The 21,817-nt window shown below is 42.3% G+C and carries 23 protein-coding genes; 14 read left to right on the forward strand and 9 right to left on the reverse strand.

Annotation, left to right across the window (positions count from 1 at the left end):
• The first annotated feature begins 209 nt into the window (after positions 1 to 209).
• Complete coding sequence (locus VB732_RS22955) at positions 210 to 662, forward strand: orange carotenoid protein N-terminal domain-containing protein (protein ID WP_323233206.1); 453 nt, start codon at positions 210 to 212, stop codon at positions 660 to 662.
• A gap of 626 nt (positions 663 to 1,288) precedes the next feature.
• On the opposite strand, the gene shc is transcribed toward VB732_RS22955, so the two are convergent.
• Entirely contained in the window at positions 1,289 to 3,199 is a 1,911-nt protein-coding gene (gene shc / locus VB732_RS22960; RefSeq protein ID WP_323233207.1) for a squalene--hopene cyclase, read from the reverse strand.
• 269 nt (positions 3,200 to 3,468) lie between these two features.
• Here shc and VB732_RS22965 point away from each other — a divergent pair, with 269 nt between their 5' ends.
• From VB732_RS22965 to VB732_RS22975, 3 genes are all read left to right on the forward strand, one after another.
• Entirely contained in the window at positions 3,469 to 4,728 is a 1,260-nt protein-coding gene (locus VB732_RS22965; protein ID WP_323233208.1) for a glycosyltransferase, read from the forward strand.
• Positions 4,729 to 4,806: 78 nt separating this feature from the next.
• On the forward strand, positions 4,807 to 5,043 hold the full coding sequence (locus tag VB732_RS22970) for a hypothetical protein (RefSeq protein ID WP_109008078.1): 237 nt from the start codon (positions 4,807 to 4,809) through the stop codon (positions 5,041 to 5,043).
• Positions 5,040 to 5,819: a nucleotidyl transferase AbiEii/AbiGii toxin family protein gene (locus VB732_RS22975; RefSeq protein WP_323233209.1), complete on the forward strand. Its 780-nt coding sequence runs from the start codon at positions 5,040 to 5,042 to the stop codon at positions 5,817 to 5,819. The genes VB732_RS22970 and VB732_RS22975 overlap by 4 nt, the downstream gene beginning before the upstream one ends.
• Positions 5,820 to 5,918: 99 nt before the next feature.
• Here the strand turns inward: VB732_RS22975 and VB732_RS22980 are convergent, their stop codons facing one another.
• Positions 5,919 to 6,269 carry a helix-turn-helix transcriptional regulator gene (locus VB732_RS22980; protein WP_323233210.1) on the reverse strand — a complete coding sequence of 117 codons (351 nt, stop codon included), beginning with the start codon at positions 6,267 to 6,269 and terminating at the stop codon, positions 5,919 to 5,921.
• Between the two features lie 81 nt (positions 6,270 to 6,350).
• Between VB732_RS22980 and trxA the strand changes: the two genes are divergently transcribed.
• From trxA to VB732_RS23015, 7 genes are all read left to right on the forward strand, one after another.
• The gene (gene trxA, locus VB732_RS22985; protein ID WP_012412473.1) at positions 6,351 to 6,674 is read left to right on the forward strand and encodes a thioredoxin; all 324 of its coding nucleotides are present in this window, start codon (positions 6,351 to 6,353) and stop codon (positions 6,672 to 6,674) included.
• 294 nt (positions 6,675 to 6,968) lie between these two features.
• The gene (locus tag VB732_RS22990; RefSeq protein WP_323233211.1) at positions 6,969 to 7,763 is read left to right on the forward strand and encodes an SDR family NAD(P)-dependent oxidoreductase; all 795 of its coding nucleotides are present in this window, start codon (positions 6,969 to 6,971) and stop codon (positions 7,761 to 7,763) included.
• 114 nt (positions 7,764 to 7,877) lie between these two features.
• Positions 7,878 to 8,990: an alkene reductase gene (locus tag VB732_RS22995; RefSeq protein WP_323233212.1), complete on the forward strand. Its 1,113-nt coding sequence runs from the start codon at positions 7,878 to 7,880 to the stop codon at positions 8,988 to 8,990.
• 145 nt (positions 8,991 to 9,135) lie between these two features.
• Complete coding sequence (locus VB732_RS23000) at positions 9,136 to 9,801, forward strand: nitroreductase family protein (RefSeq protein WP_323233213.1); 666 nt, start codon at positions 9,136 to 9,138, stop codon at positions 9,799 to 9,801.
• Between the two features lie 520 nt (positions 9,802 to 10,321).
• Entirely contained in the window at positions 10,322 to 11,089 is a 768-nt protein-coding gene (locus tag VB732_RS23005; RefSeq protein ID WP_323233214.1) for a class I SAM-dependent methyltransferase, read from the forward strand.
• Positions 11,090 to 11,380: 291 nt separating this feature from the next.
• Positions 11,381 to 13,354 carry an acetate--CoA ligase gene (gene acs / locus VB732_RS23010; RefSeq protein ID WP_323233215.1) on the forward strand — a complete coding sequence of 658 codons (1,974 nt, stop codon included), beginning with the start codon at positions 11,381 to 11,383 and terminating at the stop codon, positions 13,352 to 13,354.
• A 133-nt stretch (positions 13,355 to 13,487) separates the two neighbouring features.
• The gene (locus tag VB732_RS23015) at positions 13,488 to 14,168 is read left to right on the forward strand and encodes a tetratricopeptide repeat protein (protein WP_323233216.1); all 681 of its coding nucleotides are present in this window, start codon (positions 13,488 to 13,490) and stop codon (positions 14,166 to 14,168) included.
• A 250-nt stretch (positions 14,169 to 14,418) separates the two neighbouring features.
• On the opposite strand, the gene VB732_RS23020 is transcribed toward VB732_RS23015, so the two are convergent.
• Positions 14,419 to 15,738, reverse strand: coding sequence for an ATP-binding protein (locus tag VB732_RS23020; protein WP_323233217.1), 1,320 nt, complete (start codon positions 15,736 to 15,738; stop codon positions 14,419 to 14,421).
• Between the two features lie 75 nt (positions 15,739 to 15,813).
• Complete coding sequence (locus tag VB732_RS23025) at positions 15,814 to 16,308, reverse strand: DUF262 domain-containing protein (RefSeq protein ID WP_323233218.1); 495 nt, start codon at positions 16,306 to 16,308, stop codon at positions 15,814 to 15,816.
• A gap of 257 nt (positions 16,309 to 16,565) precedes the next feature.
• Here VB732_RS23025 and VB732_RS23030 point away from each other — a divergent pair, with 257 nt between their 5' ends.
• Both VB732_RS23030 and VB732_RS23035 read left to right on the forward strand, forming a co-directional pair.
• A complete protein-coding gene (locus tag VB732_RS23030) occupies positions 16,566 to 17,324 on the forward strand; it encodes a Uma2 family endonuclease (RefSeq protein ID WP_323233219.1) in 759 nt (252 codons plus the stop codon).
• 121 nt (positions 17,325 to 17,445) lie between these two features.
• The gene (locus VB732_RS23035) at positions 17,446 to 17,706 is read left to right on the forward strand and encodes a MoaD/ThiS family protein (protein ID WP_323233220.1); all 261 of its coding nucleotides are present in this window, start codon (positions 17,446 to 17,448) and stop codon (positions 17,704 to 17,706) included.
• Between the two features lie 47 nt (positions 17,707 to 17,753).
• Here VB732_RS23035 and VB732_RS23040 read toward each other — a convergent pair whose 3' ends face one another.
• The 3 genes from VB732_RS23040 to VB732_RS23050 all read right to left on the reverse strand — a co-directional run bounded on the left by VB732_RS23040 (position 17,754) and on the right by VB732_RS23050 (position 20,413).
• Positions 17,754 to 18,608: a 1-acyl-sn-glycerol-3-phosphate acyltransferase gene (locus VB732_RS23040; RefSeq protein ID WP_323233221.1), complete on the reverse strand. Its 855-nt coding sequence runs from the start codon at positions 18,606 to 18,608 to the stop codon at positions 17,754 to 17,756.
• Positions 18,609 to 19,110: 502 nt separating this feature from the next.
• On the reverse strand, positions 19,111 to 19,656 hold the full coding sequence (locus VB732_RS23045) for a GNAT family N-acetyltransferase (RefSeq protein ID WP_323233222.1): 546 nt from the start codon (positions 19,654 to 19,656) through the stop codon (positions 19,111 to 19,113).
• A 58-nt stretch (positions 19,657 to 19,714) separates the two neighbouring features.
• Entirely contained in the window at positions 19,715 to 20,413 is a 699-nt protein-coding gene (locus VB732_RS23050; protein ID WP_323233223.1) for a glutathione binding-like protein, read from the reverse strand.
• A gap of 164 nt (positions 20,414 to 20,577) precedes the next feature.
• Between VB732_RS23050 and VB732_RS23055 the strand changes: the two genes are divergently transcribed.
• On the forward strand, positions 20,578 to 20,847 hold the full coding sequence (locus VB732_RS23055) for a hypothetical protein (RefSeq protein ID WP_323233224.1): 270 nt from the start codon (positions 20,578 to 20,580) through the stop codon (positions 20,845 to 20,847).
• 28 nt (positions 20,848 to 20,875) lie between these two features.
• Here VB732_RS23055 and VB732_RS23060 read toward each other — a convergent pair whose 3' ends face one another.
• Positions 20,876 to 21,283 (reverse strand): HNH endonuclease signature motif containing protein, encoded by a 408-nt coding sequence (locus VB732_RS23060; protein WP_323233225.1) that lies wholly within the window; start codon positions 21,281 to 21,283, stop codon positions 20,876 to 20,878.
• Positions 21,280 to 21,639, reverse strand: a complete 360-nt coding sequence (locus tag VB732_RS23065) for a hypothetical protein (RefSeq protein ID WP_323233226.1) — start codon at positions 21,637 to 21,639, stop codon at positions 21,280 to 21,282. Before VB732_RS23065 ends, VB732_RS23060 begins: the two co-directional genes overlap by 4 nt.
• Positions 21,640 to 21,817 lie beyond the last annotated feature (178 nt).

The raw sequence follows: 21,817 nt of genomic DNA on the forward strand, positions 1-21,817 counted from the left end.
GTTAAGTTGACACGTATGGGCACTGCCGTGCCCCTACACCTCGCAATATTTTGCACCGCATTTGAATGGGAACCGCTACAAGTACTTATTTAAGGTGGTTCAAAAATCTTTGTTTCGTACTCAATATATTCAAAGCAATCACAGCCAAAATTATAATTTCTGTCTAACAATTTTTAGTTAATCAAGTAGTTAATTACTTTGAGGTGTTTATGACTTCTACAAACGTCAATTTCTTAGAGCAAAGTGTATCAAAATTTCAGAGTTTGGAAATAGACGATCGCTTGACTGTCCTAGCCTTACTTTATACTGAAATTGGTGATGAAATTCAATCGCTCTGTTTGAGTAATGATGTACCAAATGAAAATACTGCAAATTTAGTTGCACAAATTCAAAATCTGCCACAGCAGGAACAGGTTTCTGCTTTGCGTCAGTTGCTAAACAAAGATGAAGTAGGAGACCCACAAATTCCTACTGAAGAGTACGCTTCTATGAACGCTGATGATAAATTGGCTTTTTGGTATCAATTAGCCCAAAACTTGGGAACTACAATTATCGGTTTACCAGATGACTATATACCTTCTGAAAAAGCTACAGAAGTAGTTGATTTACTTCACACGCCAAACATTGAAGATTTAGTGACTTTCTTCAAGCGGGTGCTGTAACAGTTTTGAGCTAAGAGTCAAAGGTGAGGTTATATCATGTTCAACTTAATACTTATGCCATTGCGAGCGTAGCGCGGCAATCTCAAACCTTTGCGATTGCTTCATTCCACTTCGTTGCATTCGCAATGACGTATTATAAGCGATTTGCCGAACATGATATTATGCCTTACCTTTATTTATTGTAAAAAACTTTTGTTTAGCAAACTCTAGAAGGGGGCAAAGGGCAGGGGAGGCAGGGGAAGCAGCTTCAAAGACTCGTCCGCGAGTATCAAAGACTCGTCCGCGAGTATTAAAGACTCATTCACGAGTATCAAAGACTCATTCACGAGTATCAAAGACTCGTCCGCGAGTATTAAAGACTCGTCCGCGAGTATTAAAGACTCATCCGCGAGTATCAAAGACTCATCCGCGAGTATCAAAGACTCATCCGCGAGTATCAAAGACTCGTCCGGGAGTATCAAAGACTCGTCCGCGAGTATTAAAGACTCGTCCGCGAGTATTAAAGACTCGTCCGCGAGTATCAAAGACTCATTCACGAGTATCAAAGACTCATTTACGAGTATCAAAGGCTCACGTTAATTTACACAAACAGAATTGTTACAAATCATTCTCCCCTGCTTCCTTCACTAGCGCAAAACCGCTTGATAGCGACCTAGTGCAATTAAAGGAAAGTATTGTTGATATAAGTGATATTTGAGATAAAAATGGCAAGGGAATCCAGTCCCTGTAAAGTCTGCCTCAAACCAAGTACCATCAGATTTTTGAGTTGCAACTAAATAGCCAATTCCTTGCTCAATAGTCTCAAGAGCGAATTTACCAGTTGCTTCACCTGCTGCCAAGAGGCCAATTAAAGCCCAAGCAGTTTGCGATGCAGTACTATTTCCTTTTCCTTTGAGACTGGGGTCATTATAGCTGCGGCAAGTTTCACCCCAACCACCATCTGGGTTTTGACATCCCACTAACCAAACTGCTCCCCGTTCTATACTGAGTTTATGCCTTTGAGGATTAATCAATGCCAAAGCTGACAAAACGCCACTAGTGCCGTAGATATAATTTACACCCCAACGACCAAACCAACAGCCTTCGGTTTCTTGTTCGTCCAGAAGATAAGTAAGCGATCGCTCTAAATTATCACTATCAATTGACAAATCACAAGCACCAAGCATTTCCAATACTCTAGCCGTCACATCTGCGGTGTTTGGATCAATCATGGCTTTCAAGTCGCCATAAGGGATAGAGTTAAGCCAATCTTGATCGTTATCCAAATCAAAAGCAGCCCAACCGCCTGGTTTACATTGCATAGATGCAATCCAGTTTAGCGCCCGTGCGATCGCAGCCTGCTTGACTTTTTCATTAGGGAGTTTCGCCAAATGTAAAGCCATCACTACCACCGCCGAGTCATCCACATCGGGATAAAACCGATTGTCAAACTCAAACGCCCAAGCCCCTGGTTTTCCTTGGCGATTTTTGACAGCCCAATCTCCGTAATCTAAAATTTGTTTTTGCAATAACCATTCTCCAGCTTGTACCACGGCGGGATGATCTGCTGCAAAGCCGGATTCTACTAAGGCACGCATCACCCAAGCTGTATCCCAAACCGGTGAAACACAGGGCTGTACCCGATAACTATTCTCTGTTTCAATGGCAAAGTTATCAATTGCTTGCAAACCTCGTTCCACAATCGGATCGCTGCGGTCATAATCCAGACAGCGCAAAGCTAGCATTGAATTCAACATCGCCGGAATAATGCCGCCCCAGTCGCCTGTAGCTTCTTGGCGTTCTAAAATCCATTTTTCGGCGGCTTTGATGCCTTCTTCGCGGAAGGGGACTAAATTAAGGCTTTCTGCCCACTTGAATCCTTGATCAAGGGTGAGGAATAAATCAGTCCAATCGCCACTTTGGGGTAATTCCCACCGGACTCGATCAACACCCTCAGCGTATAGCTCATCTAGATTGATAGTTGGGTTGGTGATAAAAACAGGTTTGCGATCGCATACAATCAGTAATGGCACAGTGCTGGAACGTGCCCAGCTAGACATTTCGTAGATATTAACAGGGAAAGCTTTAGGCAACAACATTATCCAAGGCGGTAGCGAGGGAATACCGCGCCAGTTGTAACAACCAATCAAGGCTAAGTGCAACTTAGTAAAAATCCGAGTTTTGCTGATACCACCCCGTTGGAGAATAAAAGCTTTTGCCTGAATCATCGCCGGATCGCTTGCTGGTACACCTAGCAGTCTCAGCGCCATGTAAGCTTCAACTGAAGTGCTAAGTTCTCCGCCATCACCGTAATAAAGTTCCCAGCCGCCATGCTGTCGTTGCTCTTTACGCAGATATGCTTCAACTTTGTGCAAAGGTCTACTTTCGTCTGTTCCCCAAATCTTATGCAAAAGGACTGTTTCAGCAGTAATGGTGACGTTAGATTCTAACTCTGCCCACCAATAGCCTGCTGGATTTTGAATCGAAAGTAAATATTGTTGACTGGCTGCGATCGCTTCTGCAATTTGATTGACTTTTACCCTGTCTTGTGTTTGCATCAAATCCTATCTAACCTCACACTCAACACTAGCTATGAATACGGCAACACTATGAAAAATCTTTTTCTTTATTGGTAGACTCTCATCTTGCACCTAGCCCTAGCGATTAGAAATCGCGGCTATACAAACGAAGTCCGCCTGCGCGGACTAACACAATTCAACCTGCGGAGGCAGGTTTTGTCTCGTGTAGCCGCGACTTCTAGTCGCCTGGTGCAAGATATAAGTAGACATAGTATTGTGTCTGAGTCACTGAAAATTTGCAATAGGTCATGGGTGTAATTGTATTAGGATTGACGCTGTTATCATTGACAATTTGGTTAGGATTACTGTGTTTTTGGGGACAATTTTGGCGGACAGACCAGCAATTAGAGATGGGAGAAACTCAACTACAATCGTTACCTGCGGTTTGTGCCGTGGTTCCAGCGCGTAACGAAGCTGAGTTAATACCAACGACACTGCGATCGCTCCTACTCCAAGATTATCCTGGTTCTTTCAACGTGTTTTTGGTAGACGATCGCAGCACAGATCGGACAGCAAATTTTGCCGAAGGGGTTGCACACGCTGTAGGTAAACCCCAGCAATTGCATATTATCTCAGGCGAATCACTGCCTTCTGGCTGGTCGGGTAAACTTTGGGCAGTTGAGCAAGGTATAAAAAGTGCTAGTAAATTCGCACCTGACTATTTTTTACTGACCGACGCAGATATCGAACACGATCCTAGTAATCTTCGCCGACTCGTTGCGAAAGCTATCCAAGAAGATTTAGACTTGGTTTCGGTAATGGTGCGACTCAGGTGTGAAAGCTTTTGGGAAAAACTTTTGATTCCGGCTTTCGTGTTTTTCTTCCAAAAACTCTATCCTTTTCGCTGGGTGAATAATCCCAACAATCCCACAGCCGCCGCAGCTGGAGGTTCTATTCTGATTGCCCGTGAAGCTTTAGAGCGAATTGGAGGCATTCAAGTGATTCGCCAAGCTTTAATTGACGATTGCGCCCTAGCGATGGCTGTTAAGAAGAGTGGGGGAGTGGGGAGCAGGGAGCAGGGAGCAGGGAGCAAGGGAGAAGAGTTTTCCCCTCTGCCCCCCGCACCCTGCCCCTCTGCCTCCCCTGGGCGTATCTGGTTAGGATTGAGTAGCTTGACTCGCAGTTTGCGCCCTTATGACTCGCTAGCGACAATTTGGGATATGGTTGCTCGTACTGCCTATACTCAACTGAATTATTCGCCATTACTACTCTTGGGCACTTTGGTGGGAATGCCTTTGATTTATCTAGTTTCACCTGTGTGTCTAATTCTAGGTGCAGTTTGGGGCAATTGGGCGATCGCACTTACGGGTTTCTTAGGATGGCTGTTGATGACTTTCGCTTACTACCCGACAATCCGCTTTTATAAATGTTCTCCTTGGTTCGCGTTGAGCTTGCCTGCGATCGCATTTCTCTATACGCTGATGACTCTAGATTCAGCACTACGTCACTGGCAAGGGCGCGGCGGCTCTTGGAAAGGAAGAGTTTATCCCAGCCCAGATAATTTATAGTTAGAATAAAATTAAATGTGGATACCCACAGTGCTAATCTAAATAAAAATAAGCCGAAAGTGGTTGATTAAAAGAGCTATGACAACCGCAACACCCACAATTAATCCTGTTACTGTCCCCAAAAAGCTGCCTTTTCTGGAGTCCATTTGTTGGCAGACTGCCGATGTGTATCGGTTTACTTCAGAACAAATGCTGAGTCGCTATGAGCGTGGCTGGCAGTATCATAATCTATTTAATAATCTTGAAGGTGAAGAACTCAATTTTGTTCAGGAACTCGCTAGACGCTATAAATCCTGGTTGCAAGTTTGTTTATGACCTTCAGGTTAGAACACCATAATCAAATTCTCACAGTTCTTGAATCTTTAGATTCCGACATACTTATGAAGGGTTCTGCTTACTTCGGTGGCGGAACCCTTCTTGCATTTGAGTTTGAAGAATATCGCTGGAGTAAGGATGTTGATTTTATCGCTTCTGTTGGTACAGAAGGCTATAAGTACCTGCGGGAAGTGGTATTTGAAGGTGGGCATGAAGCATTATTTCGTGATTTAAGTAAAATCCAAGTTGGTCGTAGCACAACTGACCAATATGGAATTCGGATGATCGTTTTTGTGGATGATGTGCCGATTAAAACGGAAATTATTGCTGAAACTCGTTTTAAACTAGATCCACCAAGATATCCAAAATGGTCACTCGTTCCTTGCTTAAGCTTCAATGACTGTTTTACCTCTAAGCTGCTGTCAAATTCTGACCGTTACGCGGATGACAGTGTTCAAGCAAGAGATTTAATCGATCTAGCAGTTCTCAGGCTGCAATCTCCAATCCCTCAAGCATCAATTGAGAAGGCTGAAAAAGCCTATCAGGTTATGCGCCCTTTGAAAAGAGCGATTGAACTCTTTCAGGGAAGACCTGATTACAGGGAGAAATGCTTTCTCAGTCTACAAGTTGATCAAGCTCAGATACCCAAAATTCTTGATGGTATTGATTTACTATCAACAGATTTAGGTTTATCTCACACTCCAAGAGCTTTTCAAGAACAACATGATATCTTTGCCGATTTAGAAACACAAATTAAAAAACAAGAAGATTCTTAAAAAGATAGCGATCGCCCCATTCCCCATTCCCCATTCCCCATTCCCCATTCCCCATTCCCCATTCCCCATTCCCCATTCCCCATTCCCCATTCCCCATTCCTAATTCCTTGAAGCTGTTTGTTTATCACTCGCAGGACTCACAGGCAATGGTTGAGCAGCTTTCAACACCGCATCCAGCAACCCTGGAAACAGCACCTCTAAATCCTCACGCCGCAGGATGTTGATGTGATGTGTCCCTTCTTTACGTGTAAAGACTATCCCAGACTCCCGCAAAATCTTAAAATGATTGGACATTGTAGACTTTGCGATCGCAAAATCAAAACTGGCACAGCATTGTTCCCCCTCAGTCGCCAACCGCCGCACAATCTCTAGCCGCACTGGATCGCCCAATGCATACAACACTCCCGGTAACGAAATATTTTTTCTATCTGGATGATAAAGAAATCTCATAGTTGCATTATCTCATCAAGTGGCATATATTTTTATTATTCGATATTATCGAATTATAGAATTAATTAGGAAGGCAATTTTATGTCATCCATTACAAATGTCACAGAAGCCACATTCAAGCAAGAAGTCTTGGAAAGTGAAATTCCGGTCTTAGTAGACTTTTGGGCCCCGTGGTGCGGCCCTTGCCGGATGGTAGGCCCAGTAGTTGATGAAGTCGCTGCGGAATACGAAGGACAGGTGAAATTTGTGAAGCTGAACACAGATCAGAACCCTACTGTCGCTAGCCATTATGGAATTCGCAGCATTCCGACGCTGATGGTTTTTAAGGGAGGTCGGCAAGTCGATACTGTCGTAGGGGCAGTTCCAAAAACCACCTTGAATAAGACCTTAGCACAGCATCTTTAATCTAGGTACTGTTGTGAGACGCATTTAGTTTGTAGTCTTCTCTAATGAAGGGAGACAGGAGTCAGAATACACCTGATACCATGTTCAGCGAATCACTTATAATATGTCATTGCGAATGCAACGAAGTGGAATGAAGCAATCGCAAAGGTTTGGGATTGCCGCGCAACGCTTGCAATGACATAAGTATTAAGTTGAACATGATATGACTCCTGTACAGACGCGATTAATCGCGTCTTTCCCCACTCTTGACTTCTGACTCCTGAATTCTGTTTTAACTAATGGGGAAAGAGCAAAATGGACTTGAAATTGCATGGTAAATCCGCGCTAGTTAGTGGCTCAACCGCAGGTATTGGTTTGGCGATCGCCCAAGCGCTAGCTGAAGAAGGTGCATCAGTAATTGTCAACGGTCGATCTGAAGAAAGAGTAACCCAAGCGATCGCCAAAATTGAACAAAGTACACCCGACGCGAAAGTTTCTGGTGTTGTTGCTGACACAAGTACTGCATCAGGGGTAGAGGAACTCTTTCAAAAAGTTCCTCACGTTGATATCCTGATTAATAATGTGGGTATTTATGAGCCAAAAACCTTCTTTGATATTACCGATGAAGACTGGTTAAACATATTTCAGGTTAACGTTCTCAGTGGAGTCCGTTTGAGTCGGCAATATCTGCAAAAGCAGCTAGAGCAAAACTGGGGGCGGATAATTTTTATCTCCAGCGAATCTGGGATTCAGATTCCAGTGGAAATGATTCACTATGGCACAACTAAGACAGCGCAGCTTGCTATTGCCAGAGGTCTAGCAGAAATGACTGTGGGGACTGGAGTTACAGTAAACTCCGTTCTACCAGGGCCAACTCGTTCCGAAGGAGTTGAAGGTTTTATCACCAACCTGGCAAAGGAACGTAGTATTAGTGCTGATGAAGTTGAGGCTGAATTTTTTCAAAATGTGCGTCCAAGTTCCCTAATCAAACGCTTTGCGACTAATGAAGAAGTAGCAGCGATCGTAGTTTACCTTTCTAGTCCTGTAGCTTCAGCAACAAATGGTGCAGCTTTGCGAGTAGATGGTGGCGTTATTCGATCGATTGTTTAGTATTTGAACCACATCTGTAGCAGGCGTACAGTGAAAAGGGCGGTTAGAAACCGCGTCTACACAAACAAAACTCACCTTGGTGGGTTAAAAAGCTTTGAATTGGAGCAAAATAACATGACTAGTGATATCAACTTATTCTCTTCTTACCAATTAGGGAATTTAGAACTGCCAAACCGGATTGTGATGGCACCCTTAACCAGAAACCGAGCAAGCGAGGGAAACGTACCACACCAACTGAATGCTACTTACTACGCTCAACGTGCTTCCGCCGGACTGATTATTGCAGAAGCAACACAGGTAACTCCTGAAGGACAGGGTTATCCTGCTACACCGGGAATTCATTCACCAGAACAGGTGGAAGGATGGAAATTAGTAACCGATGCCGTACATCAGGAGGGAGGAAGAATTTTTCTGCAACTATGGCATGTAGGCAGAATTTCTCACCCAGACTTACAACCAAATGGAGCTTTACCTGTGGCCCCTTCTGCTATTACTCCTAAAGGTGAAGCTGCAACTTATGAGGGGCCAAAACCTTATGTTACACCCCGTGCTTTAGAAACTTCAGAAATACCACAAATAGTAGAACAGTATCGTCAGGGAGCAGCAAATGCTCTAGCGGCTGGGTTTGATGGGGTAGAAATTCACTCAGCTAATGGTTATTTAATAGATCAATTTCTCCGCGATCGCACCAATCAACGTACAGATAAATATGGGGGTTCCATTGAGAATCGCACCCGATTCTTGTTGGAGGTGACAGAGGCGGTAACTAGTGTGTGGGATTCTAACCGAGTTGGGGTTCGTTTCTCTCCCAGTGGGACTTTTAACGATATCGGTGACTCCAATCCGCTAGAGACATTCGGTTATGCGGCTCAAGCGTTGAACCAGTTTAACTTGGCATATCTGCATCTTTATGAGGCAACAGAAGCAGACATCAGACATGGCGGGATAATTGTACCAACCAGTCATATCCGCGATCGCTTTACAGGTACTCTCATCGTCAATGGTGGTTATACCCGTGAAAAAGGCGATGCTGTACTGGCAAGTAAAGCAGCAGATTTAGTTGCCTTTGGCACATTATTTATATCAAATCCAGATTTACCCAAGCGCTTGGCTTTAAATGCACCATTAAATGAAGCAAATCAAGCAACCTTTTATGGTGGCGGTGAAGAAGGGTATACAGATTATCCATTTTTGGCAACTGCTAATGAGGCGGTAGCTAAGGCGTAATTCGTAATTCGTAATTCGTAATTCTGACTTTTGTTCGGAAACAAGGAATAATTTTTATTTTTGTTTCATGAATAAATAAATTCGCTTGTATTGTAATTACGACTTGCGAATTATTTGGTTAAAACTCAACTATCAGGAGAATCTCATGAGTTCTATCACCCAAACTCAAGCTTTAGACGTACCGAGTGCGATCGCTCAACGTCGTTCCATCAAAACTTTTAAAGCAGACCCCATTGCCCCAGAACTGCTCAAGCAACTGGTAGAATTGACCGTGGCAGCGCCCAGCAGCTTTAATATCCAGGACTGGCAAATTATTCTTGTGCAAGATGAGGCGCAAAAGGCAGCACTATCAGCAGCATCGTGGAATCAACAGCAAATTGTCCAAGCACCTGTAACCTTCGTCTTTGCCGCCGATCCTAACGCAGGCGAACAAGACTTGACCCCAATTTTTGAGCGAGCAACTGAAACTGGGGCATGGAATGAAGGCACGATAAACTACTTTAAAACTGCCGTCCCGCAATTTCAAGCTGGGCTAGGCGACAAGCGACGCGAATATGCCATCAAAGATGCCATTATTGCCGCTACTCACTTGGTGTTAGCAGCAGAAAGTTTGGGATTATCCACTTGTTTTATGAACGGTTGGGTTGAAGATCAGGTAAAGCAAGTGATTGGTGCTGAGGATAAACCAGATTTAGCGATCGCTGTTGTTGTTCCTGTTGGCTATGCAGCAGAACCACGCTTAAATCCAGGTCGTTTGCCATTCTCCCATAACGTCTCTGTGGATAGAATCGGTAATTCTTATACAGGGTAGCTTTCTTTAAATTTCGGTTAAGACAAAAGACGCGATGAATTGCCGTCTCTACGATAATCAGTCCTTTGTAGAGACGGCGATTTATCGCGTCTTTGTAATGATTTGGTTTGGCTCAAAGTATTGCTAGAGAACTAGCACCAAATAATATTCATATAGCGCATTTTGTAATTGATATCATGTCCGGCTAATTAGTTATAATTCTCACATCTGTGCAAAAAGCGGGAAACCCTCTTTCCCCCTGCTCCCCGCCCCCTGCCCCCCTGCGGTCTTAATGATAAGTCTTTAACCGGACACGATATGATGGGGCAATTCGTTCAGCAATTCGCCAAGATCCATTAGATAATCCTGATAGTACTCTTGACCCAGATGCGTTCGCGTAGAGTTTCCGAAGGAGATTCGCTCAAACTTATCTCAGCATTTTATGCTAACCCCGTAGTGCTTGGACTTATGAAGTAGAAGTACGTCCTTGGGTAGAGAACTTCTAACCTAGACAATTGTTACAAGAATAGTTTTGCAGCGTATGAAAATTGATTTTGGTGCAACTGCTGTTGATTACGCAAAACATCGTGCGGGCTTTCCCAGTTCATTATTTAACAAACTGTCTGAATATGGTATCGGTTTACCAGGGCAATATATTGTTGACCTTGGTACAGGGACAGGAACACTAGCACGCGGCTTTGCTGATAGAGGTGCTTATGTAATTGGCATAGATCCATCAGCATCACTTTTAGAACAAGCGAGACAGTTAAGCGAAGCAACCCAACTCAAAGTAGATTATCGAGTCGCAACCGCCGAAAATACCGAGTTACCAGATGCAAGCGCCGATGTAGTCACTGCTGGACAATGTTGGCATTGGTTCGATCGTCCGCGTGCTGTCCAAGAAGTTACTCGGATATTGAAAAAAAACGGCTCGATTGCGATCGCACATTTTGATTGGATACCCTTAAAAGGTAATGTCGTTGAAGCAACAGAACAACTGATCCAGGCTCATAATCCCGCGTGGGATCTGGCCGGCGGTAACGGTTTGCATCCCCTGTGGCTACAGGATATTGGCGAAGTTGGCTTCCGAGATATCCGCACATTTTCTTACGATGTATTTGTATCTTATACACATGAAGATTGGCGGGGACGAATTCGGGCGAGTGCTGGCGTGGGGGCTAGCCTGACACCAGAAAAGGTAGAAGTATTTGACCAAGAATTGGCAACATTACTCGAAACAAAATATCCTACACCAATCCTTGAGGTTCACCATAGAGTTTGGGCAGCGATCGCAAAATCACCCCTATGAAAAACCATAATACTAGTCATACGAATAGCAGAGCTACGGAAGCTTTACAAAAATCATAACCATCAGGTGGTTATCGCCTTCAGCAGCGATTTCCCGATTCGACTTTTAATTATGTAGTTGCAGATTTATACAAATTTGAAAAAAGAATGCGACAAATACACTGGGTAAGGTAGCACCTCTGTGCTAATCTCGGCAATTTCCACCTAGCTTAACGAAAATCTAAACACCGTCTGGCACAACTGGGCTAAGAATAGTTTTTAGTAATAATAGCGATCGCACTCATAACTAACCATGTCTGAACCAAATATCGAATCAATCCTCCAAGAGAATCGTCTCTTCCATCCTCCCTCCCAATTCTCGCAGAACGCCCATATCAAAAGCTTAGAAGACTATCAGCGTCTCTACGACAAAGCCAAAGCCGATCCGCAGCAATTTTGGGCAGATTTGGCTGGAACAGAATTAGAATGGTTCCAAAAATGGGACACAGTATTAGATTGGCAACCGCCTTTTGCAAAGTGGTTCGTTGGCGGTAAGATGAATATTTCTTACAACTGCCTTGACAGACACCTCACTACTTGGCGCAAAAATAAAGCAGCCTTGATTTGGGAAGGAGAACCAGGTGATTCGCGTACCCTGACTTATGCCCAACTGCACCGAGAAGTTTGCCAGTTTGCCAATGTATTGAAGCAACTGGGCGTAAAAAAAGGCGATCGCGTTGGTATTTATATGCCAATGATTCCCGAAGCTGCGATCGCTATGTTAGCCTGTGCCCGAATTGGCGCACCCCACGGTGTAGTATTTGGTGGTTTTAGCGCCGAAGCTTTGCGCGATCGCTTAATCGATGCTCAAGCTAAATTAGTAATCACGGCTGATGGTGGTTGGCGCAAAGATGCGATCGTTCCTCTCAAAGAACAGGTAGACAAAGCCTTAGCCGATGGTGCTGTTCCCAGTGTCGAAAATGTCCTAGTTGTCAAGCGCACCGGACAAGAAACTTATATGCAGTTAGGCGGACGCGATCATTGGTGGCATGATTTGCAAAAAGGTGTGTCAGCCGATTGTCCCGCCGAACCAATGGACAGCGAAGATATGCTGTTTGTTCTCTACACTTCTGGCAGCACGGGCAAACCGAAGGGCGTGGTGCATACAACTGCTGGTTATAATTTGTATACCCATATCACCACCAAGTGGATATTCGACCTCCAAGACACAGATGTATATTGGTGTACCGCCGATGTCGGTTGGATTACAGGACATAGTTACATAGTCTACGGCCCGCTTTCTAACGGTGCAACAACCGTGATGTATGAAGGTGCGCCCCGTGCTTCTAATCCTGGCTGTTTCTGGGATGTAATTGAAAAATACGGCGTTAATATTTTTTATACTGCACCAACGGCAATTCGGGCATTCATTAAGATGGGCGAACAACATCCCAATGCGCGAAACTTGTCTTCGTTGCGTTTATTGGGAACCGTCGGCGAACCGATTAACCCGGAAGCTTGGATGTGGTATCAGAAAATAATTGGTGGCGATCGCTGTCCAATTGTTGATACTTGGTGGCAAACGGAAACAGGCGGTATCATGATTACACCGTTACCAGGAGCAATCCCCACTAAGCCAGGTTCGGCAACTCTTCCCTTCCCCGGAATTATTGCAGATGTCGTAGATTTAGAAGGAAACACCGTACCCAATAACGAAGGCGGTTATCTAGCAGTGCGCCATCCTTGGCCAGGAATGATGCGGACAGTCTACGGCGATCCAGAACGCTTCCGCCGCACCTATTGGGAACACATTCCACCCCAAGACGGTAACTATACTTATTTTGCTGGTGATGGCGCGAGGCAAGATGAAGACGGCTACTTCTGGGTAATGGGTCGTGTGGATGACGTACTGAATGTATCAGGACACCGACTCGGTACAATGGAAGTAGAATCTGCTTTAGTTTCTCACCCAGCAGTTGCAGAAGCGGCAGTAGTGGGTAAACCTGATGAACTTAAAGGTGAAGAAGTAGTTGCTTTTGTGACTTTAGAAGGCACTTATCAGGGAAGTGAGGAACTGAGTAAAGAACTCAAACTGCACGTTGTTAAAGAGATTGGTGCGATCGCGCGTCCCGGAGAAATTCGCTTTACCGATGCTTTGCCAAAAACGCGATCGGGTAAGATTATGCGGCGCTTGCTGCGGAATCTAGCCGCCGGACAAGAGGTATCTGGTGATACTTCGACATTGGAAGATAGAAGTGTGTTGGATAAATTGCGAGAAGGCTCGTAAGTAATTCTAAATGAGGTTAGTAGGGGCGCATATTATATTATGTGCGCCTTTACCGTCTGTCTTCTGATGCATTACGCAATAACGCACCTCATTTATCATAAATATTTAGAACATTATTGAGGCATTCAGAGCGATGAAGGTGAAGCGCAAACTGAAATCAGCATTTGTTAAATCTGTTAGTGGCATGACGCTGAGTATTATCACTGTAATTGGTTTATCACCATTAGCGTTAGCGGTTCCTGCAAAAGTTTCTTTGCATTCGCCTGGACAGTTGGTTGAGAGACAACCACAAAAACTAGCGCAGTTTTCAGACACAGGGCCATCACAGCGATCGCAGATGCTGCAACAAGCCAATTCTTTATTTAATCAGGGAGAGTTGACTGGTGCAGAGGAAAATTTTCGCAAATTCGTTAAACAATTTCCAGACGATGCCTTTGGACATTTTCAACTGGGAAACGTGCTTTTTCGGCAAAAGAAACCAGAAGAAGCAATTAGCTCTTATCAAGAAGCCATTCGCCTCCAGCCAAAATACGCTCTCGCTCACAATGCGATGGGTATGGTTTACGCAAGCCAAAGTCGCTGGGAAGAAGCCATTAGTGAATATAAAAAAGCTCTAGAAATTAATCCTAATTATGGCGAAGGGCTAACTAATTTTGCGCTGGCATTGTGGCAAACAAATAAAAAAGACGAGGCGCTATCTTCTTTAGAAAAAGCTTTAAATATCTTCAAAGAACAGAACAGAGGTGAAAAAGTTAACCAAGTAGAAAGAATCTTGCGAGAGATAAAAACTGCTGATGATCCTAGTGTTTCATGAAAATCACATTATTCAGTGCATAAAAGTTAAAAATAGTTACTGAAAATTAGCTTTAAGGATGCTTTGCAAAAACTACGATCTCGTTAAAGGATAACCCTATCTGGGATAATTTGTGGCAAGGAGGATAAGGATAGTTTTACACAAAGACGCAAAGGTTTTTAGAAACTTTGCGTCCTACAATAAAAATGTAAAAATAGATCATAAAATATAGATAGGTAATGAGGTATGGCTAGGGTTATGTTTGAAGCTTTCATCTGAAGAGACTGTAAACCGCAGCAGTTTGCCCCCCAGATACTTCTTGTGGTTTTTTCTCATGTCCATCACGAATATAAAGCTTGTCTCCGTACCATACAGGCTCATTACCAGCTTTAATCTCAATCATTAATACTGTATGTTCCATATATGTAAGAGGAGTTAAACTTGTATTAACTGCTGTCTTTAACCATTCTGGTAATTTTGAATCGCGAATTTTTCTGCTGATAAAAAGAATGTAATCATCAAGGCTAACATTTTTTAAACGCGCTTCTCGCTCTAAACCCACAATACCAAATGTAAAAAAACGAGGAGCAGTAATCTTGTCCAAATTTTCAATACGTTGAGTATCTTGTTCTTTATCAGTAACACCAATAAATATATATCCCTTTTTTCCTTTTCCTAAATTTGCTATTGCAGCAATATTTTGTATAATTTTTTCTAAGTTTTGCTCATCAAATGTTCTATTTTTATCTTCTAAAGTATATAGCCCCTGTTTAAAATCATAATTAGGTGCTTCTGTTTTTGAGCGTCTCAAGTAATTTTCAAAATCAATAGCATATGATCCACTGCTGCGAGTTGGACTATTGGAATACTTAAAATAATTTTGAATCAATCCTTTAGTAAGACCAATATTGTCGATTCTATTTTCCGTCTTAACAGTAGGACTCATTTTAATTTTCGTTATTAAATTTTGAACAGCAGCAAAAATTTTTTCGTACTCAAAAGGCTCCTTAGATTCTTTGATAAGAAGTTCATAAAAAGACATGAATAATGTATAAAAAGGCTCTTTTACTGGATTACTTCCTCCAGATTTACGACTTAAAATATTTCTTAAAAAGTTATTTTGTTTTGATGTATTAACAGCATTAATAGCATTTATTAGATGAGACAAAACTGTTTTGATATCTTGTTGAAGATTATCTTCTCCATATTTTGCGATAGCCAATTCTATTTTGTCTAATTTATTATTATCGCCTTTTCCATAGTAAGCATCAAAGTTTTCTTTGCTAGCTGCGAAAGGTTCTCCTAGTGCTATAGAAAGTATTATATCTGCCAATAACTGTTCATCCTCACTATCTCGAAGGCCAGAAATCCGTAGTATTCCTTGATTACACCAAAATGTATCTTCTGCATAAACTCCATATCCAAGAGCAATAGATTTGGCATCAATACTAATTTCAGGCATCTCAGTAAGAGGAAGTTCTTCTCGTGAGACATCCCCACGAATTTCAGCTGCAAGAAACCTAACCAAAGTTGAAAACTTTGTTGTGACTCCAGCTTGTCTTACTTCTTGAGGTGATATAGCGGTTCCCAACCTAGTGAGGTACGTTTTCAAAGCTACTAACCTTGGTAAACAAGATTTGGGTGTACCTCAGTAGACTAGGAAACGCTATAAATGTTTACCATTTGAATTAATTCGATTGAAAATATCCTCAATTTCATCAATTAAATTGGCTCTGTATATTGTTACTGCAACGGAATACTCTAAGAATTTTGCACAAATATCAGAATCCCAATAAGCGGATTTATTAGCATCTACCGGGATAAATACTTTTGCTTGACTCAACTCGTATGCAAAGGGATGTTTGGTAACATCAAAATATTTTTCTTGGACAGAAAACTCATTTTCTATGAAACTAAATATTGCATTAAGTCTTTGCATACCATCAATTATTTCATATACCTCTTCTCCATCACTATCATTAAAGACTCCCAATAATATTAATGGAATAGGATAATTAAGTAATAAGCTTTCAATAAGACGAGTTTTTTCACTTTTTGTCCAAACTAACTTACGTTGATATCTACGATTGACAATTAACTTTTCTGTTCTATAAAGACGGTATAATTCTAGTACACTTGTACCTTTGGGAGTAATACTCATAATTTTCTTCTACTTTGATTTAGATTAGAAATTTTTGACTGTAATTTAAAGTAGGGTAGATAGCTATTTCATCGCTCGCTCTTAGTTTTAAGATATTTTGTATAATATAGCACAACAAACGATATTAACCTGTTAATATCCAGTTATTTCGATTGCATTTATAACAAAACTCATTATTATAAATGATGCAATCATCCAAAACAGTCAAGTTGCCTATCTACAATAAGATTTAGATACAATCTTGACCATGCTTATTTATGACTTCCCTATCGGCATTAACTTTACCTGATCACACCCAGTTACCAGACTCAGACGGTACATTTGTAAAAAATCTTCAGGAGCATCCGCAAAGCATTTTAATTACAGATTCAATTAAACCTGTTTTAGAGCAACTTCATCCTGATAGTCAATATTGTATTGGACAAGATTCTGGTATTTACTGGCGATTGACAAATCCTCCTGAGAAAGGGGCTGAAGCACCAGACTGGTTTTATGTACCTAATGTACCACCGACCCTTGACGGTAAAATGCGGCGTTCTTATGTGCTGTGGAAGGAGTATGTTGCACCTTTGATTGTGCTGGAATTTGTCTCTGGAGATGGTTCAGAAGAACGAGATAACACACCACCATCTCAACGGGATGGTGGGAATGTTGGTAAATTTTGGGTTTACGAGCAGGCAATTCGAGTGCCTTATTATGGAATTTATGAAGTAGCAAAAGCGCAAGTGGAAGTTTACCACTTAGTAGATAATACTTATCAACTGATGAAAGCTAATGAACGAGGACATTACCCAATTGCTCCTATGGGGGTAGAGTTAGGAATCTGGCAAGGATTTTATCAGAATGCAGAGTTACCTTGGTTGCGCTGGTGGGATGCACAAGGAAATTTACTGCTAACGGGTGAGGAACGGGCTGTGATTGAGCGACAAAAACGGGAGAGAATTGTAGAGAAATTGCGTACTCTCTCTATTGAAGAACTCAACGCTTTAGGAATTGACCCAGAAATGTTGGATTAAGAAACATTTTTTTCGTTATGAACTTATGAGATCATGTACTTAGTAATGTATAATTAAGCCCAATAGTTCAGGGTGCTTGTCAAGTATTAAACTACTTGCTGGTACTGCCAAAGCATGTTGTATGTCTAAATCTGCAATCACCATTACCGTCAAATTGTTCGCTGCTTATCAAGAAGCCTTTAGGGTTTCGGAGCTGGTGCTGGAATTTCCCAATAGTATGCCAGTCAAAACAGTATGCGATCGCCTCATAGCTGAACACCCCGAACTCTCCCAATGGCGTGACATCACCCGCTTCGGAATCAATTTAATATTTGTCGAACCGGATACCCTACTACAAGATGGTGATGAAGTCGTACTGATTCCACCAGTTAGTGGCGGCTAGGAGAATAGTTAGGAGTTAGGACTTAAAGATTCAAAACTTATGACTTCTCATCTGGTATTCAACTTTGCAGTTCGCTGGACTAAGCTATCTAACTCTTGCTGCATCTGATTAACAACTAATTCATAACATTCATTGACATAATGGCGATCGCTAGCTGCTTCAGTACCGTAACGTTCAAATACAATCGGCGGGCAAACCTGCGTGTAAATTGGTACAGGTAATGGAATGTTGGGCAACGGGCCAATTGCTAATCCCCAAGGTAGTCCGAGATAAATCGGAAAAACTTCTGGATCAATCCCAAGCAGCCAAGGCATTCCCCACTCGTGGAGTTGCTGCACAATTTTGTAGAAGTCAGCCAGTACAATCAGCGTATCGTGAGCGCCCCAGGAAATCACAGGCACAATCGGCACATTTGCCCGCAATGCTAACTTGATAAATCCTTTTCGCCCCGCAAAGTAGATTTTGTTACGTAAATAATGCGGTCGAAACACATCTTCGGCTCCACCCGGATAAACTAGTAAACTAGCCTCACGCAAGGCAGTGTAAGCCATTTTCGGATGAGCCGCGATCGCTCCAGCTTTGGCGGCTAGCTGTGCCATTGGTAGGCTAACCTGCCAAACCTTGGGATGCATCAAACCATAAATCGGCTGCTCCACACCAAATCGTCTGAACCAGTCGTACATCATCATTGTCATATCGGGAGCCGCGAGTCCCCCATTATGAGAACCGACAAATAGGACTTTTTCTTTGGGTGAAATATTTTCCCAGCCACTAGTTTTAACTTGAAAATAGTACTGATATAAAAAGCCCAACAGAGGCATCAGAGATTCTATGAACTTTGGATCTCGCTCATCCAAAGACCAACCAGATTTTTTCTTGAAAAGATGTTGCTTTTTTGACATCAAAGCATTTTAACAGGATTGCTAAAGGTCAAACAATCCTTAAACCAACTTTATTAATAAAGGCGTTCGATTTGAGAATAATATCAGTTGCACTTGACTTGATAAATCCTCAATATTTAAGAAACTATAGGAATCCGGTTTTATTCATGAAAACATACGTAGTGGCATGGCAAGGCTAAAATGTTGCAATAGATTTTTGAGAAAATTGAGATAACTTAATGCTTTCTGCTTTTTTCTAATACACTATTTTAGTCTTGCCACGCCAGTAGGGTGCGTTAGCGACAGCGTAACGCACCGAACCCTCTATGATGGTGCGTTACGAACTCCGTTCTAACACACCCTACAATACCCAATTTTGTTCAAAAATCAAATATGATTCCTATAGTTCGCTATCTCTTTTCCTTGGCGTACTTGGCGTACTTGGCGGTTCGTCCTCATTCCATTTTTCACAATTTAGATAGGATTGCTATATATCCTTTGCTAACCAGCCCACTCAGTTCTTCTATTTGTTAATCACAAATTGCTCTAGATCGTGAAACTGCCCTTTGAAGAAGCCATGCTGTTTAAGTACACCCTGACTCTGAAAACCTAACTTTTCTAGCAGCTTTTTAGAAGCTATGTTGTTCAGCATGACTTGGGCAATAATGAAACGCAGACCCATTTCCTTAAACCCAAATTGCAAGATAGTATGCACTGCTTCAGTCATTATGCCTTGTCTCCAAAAAGTACTGGCAACCTCATAACCGACCTCAGCAGAATGTTTTTGTGGGTTCCACCTAAAGCCACAAGAACCAATCAAAACGTTGTCTTGCTTACGGGCAATTCCCCAGCGAATTCCTTTTCCTTGCTCAAACAGCTTGGTTCTACGTTCAATTATAGCGATCGCTTCTTCGATAGAAGTGAAAGTATCAAGATCGTGAAACTGAGTCACGGCTGGATCGGAGAATACAGCAAAGATAGCCTCAGCATCCTGCAAAGTTGTCTCACGAAGAAGGAGCCTTTCTGTTTCTAATTCAGGAAAGGAAGATAGTGAGAAATCGTTGCTCATAATTGCTCCTTTAGAGCTTACTTAGCGATCGCCACAGCGACAAGACAATTCACAAAGCTTAAGGTTGAATAGTTTTCGCCGATTGGTTAAATAACAAATCTCGTGACTTATCTGGATCAAGCGCTTGAGTTTTCAATGCTTCTGCTTTCTCGTAGGCGCGAATTGTTGCTGGACGAGCTTTGATTGTCTCAAACCACCGCTTGACGTGAGGAAAATCTTCTAAATTTTGACTTTGGCGTTCATAACCCACAATCCAGGGATAAGCAGCAATATCAGCGATAGAATAATCGCCTGCTACAAATTCTCTATCTGCAAGTTGCTTATTCAACACCGCATATAAGCGTCCCGTCTCATTCACATAGCGGTTAATGGCATATTCGATCTTTTCGGGAGCATAAGTACTAAAGTGATGATTTTGTCCCGCCATTGGCCCCAGCCCAGACATTTGCCAGAACAACCATTCTAAAACTTGAGTGCGATGACGTACATCTTGGGGAATTAATTTCCCGGTTTTTTCTGCTAAATATAGCAAGATTGCCCCAGACTCAAATACCGAAATTGGCGCACCTCCATCTGCTGGTTCGGAATCAACGATCGCAGGGATGCGATTGTTAGGAGAAATCTTCAGAAATTCCGGTTTAAATTGATCTCCAGCCCCAATATTCACAGGAATTATGGTATATTGCAAGCCGACTTCTTCCAAGAAAATCGTAATTTTATGACCGTTTGGGGTTGTCCAATAATAAAGCTCAATCATGGCGATCTTCCCTAAAATGGTGCAATTCTTTTTTAAGCTAATAGTGCGGACAGCTTTTCGGATTTCTCATAAAATCTGAAAAGAAGAGGGCGAAAGCTGCAAAAAATCTATATACAGTAGGTATTTTAGCACTTCATACCCAAAAGTATTCTCCTAGAGGTAAGATGGAAAATCGCTTTCAGGAATGGCACTATAGCCCCATACTGGATTATTTTGCTGGGCTATTAATGATGCCTTTCGTCCCCACCATTTCACCCGGAAAGGTTTGCACTTCGACCCTTTGTCCAGCTTGTGGCGATCGCACTTGTGATGATGCGGTGGATGTGGGCGATGTGTACGACGGGCTATTCGGCGATCGCACTCTGAAAAATTGTGTCAAATCAGTGATGTCTGGCGACAAGAAGCGTAGCTCTTTACGCAAGTCAAATAAATAGCTTAGTGACATGAAGATGAACAGTAAACCTAAAAATACTGACCTGCCCAAATCAATCTGTCCCGTTCTTCTAACCGCTCTGATTGATTAAATTGAAGAATTGCAACAGTTACTCGTCCTTCTGCTGTTAATGGTGCAATCTCTGCTCCATTCATCTGAAAGTGATCGCTCCATTTTTGAGTCCTTGGATTGAAAAAGGGTGTTAGTTTCCCCGTTTCAGGATCGATTGACCCCAAATCAGTACCCTTTGCACGATTACAATATGGACAGGCGAGAGCTAGATTTTCTGCTTCAGTAATGCCACAATGTTTTTCGGCAATAATATGTTCCATCTCAAAGCTAAATAGTGCCGCACTCTGAGGAAATAAGCAGTACTCACATCTTTGGTTCGCTCTTTCGATTACGAGTTTCCGTAATTGGGCTGATACATAACTCATGGATTTTGGCGTAATTGCTCGAAGGTATGAGCTTTTGCCATACGGACAAGATGTTCTATGGTCAAATAGCGTTCTAGTTCCGCTTCACCTTTGGCTGAAAGTGTTCCTGCTTTACTTTGTGCTAGCAAATCACTGACACGAGCCTGGAATTCTGGTGAGGGTTGGATTGCTAGAATCTGTTCTGGTGTAGGCTGACTGGCTAACAACGCAATAATCTGTTTCTCATCGATAAAATTACCAGACTGTTCGCTCAATAACTCTTTTAGACCGCGTTCTACTATCTCTTGTAAACGGTCTTGGAACTGCTGTAATTGCTGTCCTAGCTCCTCAGATACCTCAACAGTGATTTGCATCATCTAGCTCTGTTATTTTTTAAATCTATCTATTAGCTATAAGTCTAGCTATAAATTTATCTATTAGTTTGATTTTACAAGTATCTGGTATAACTAGTTACTGCGATCGCACTTCTATTGATAAGGTTAATGTGGGCGATCGCTCTTATTTTTTCATGAAAGCCTTAAGTTGAAATTAACT

The organism is Nostoc sp. UHCC 0252 (assembly GCF_034931145.1).
Taxonomy (GTDB): Bacteria; Cyanobacteriota; Cyanobacteriia; order Cyanobacteriales; family Nostocaceae; genus Nostoc.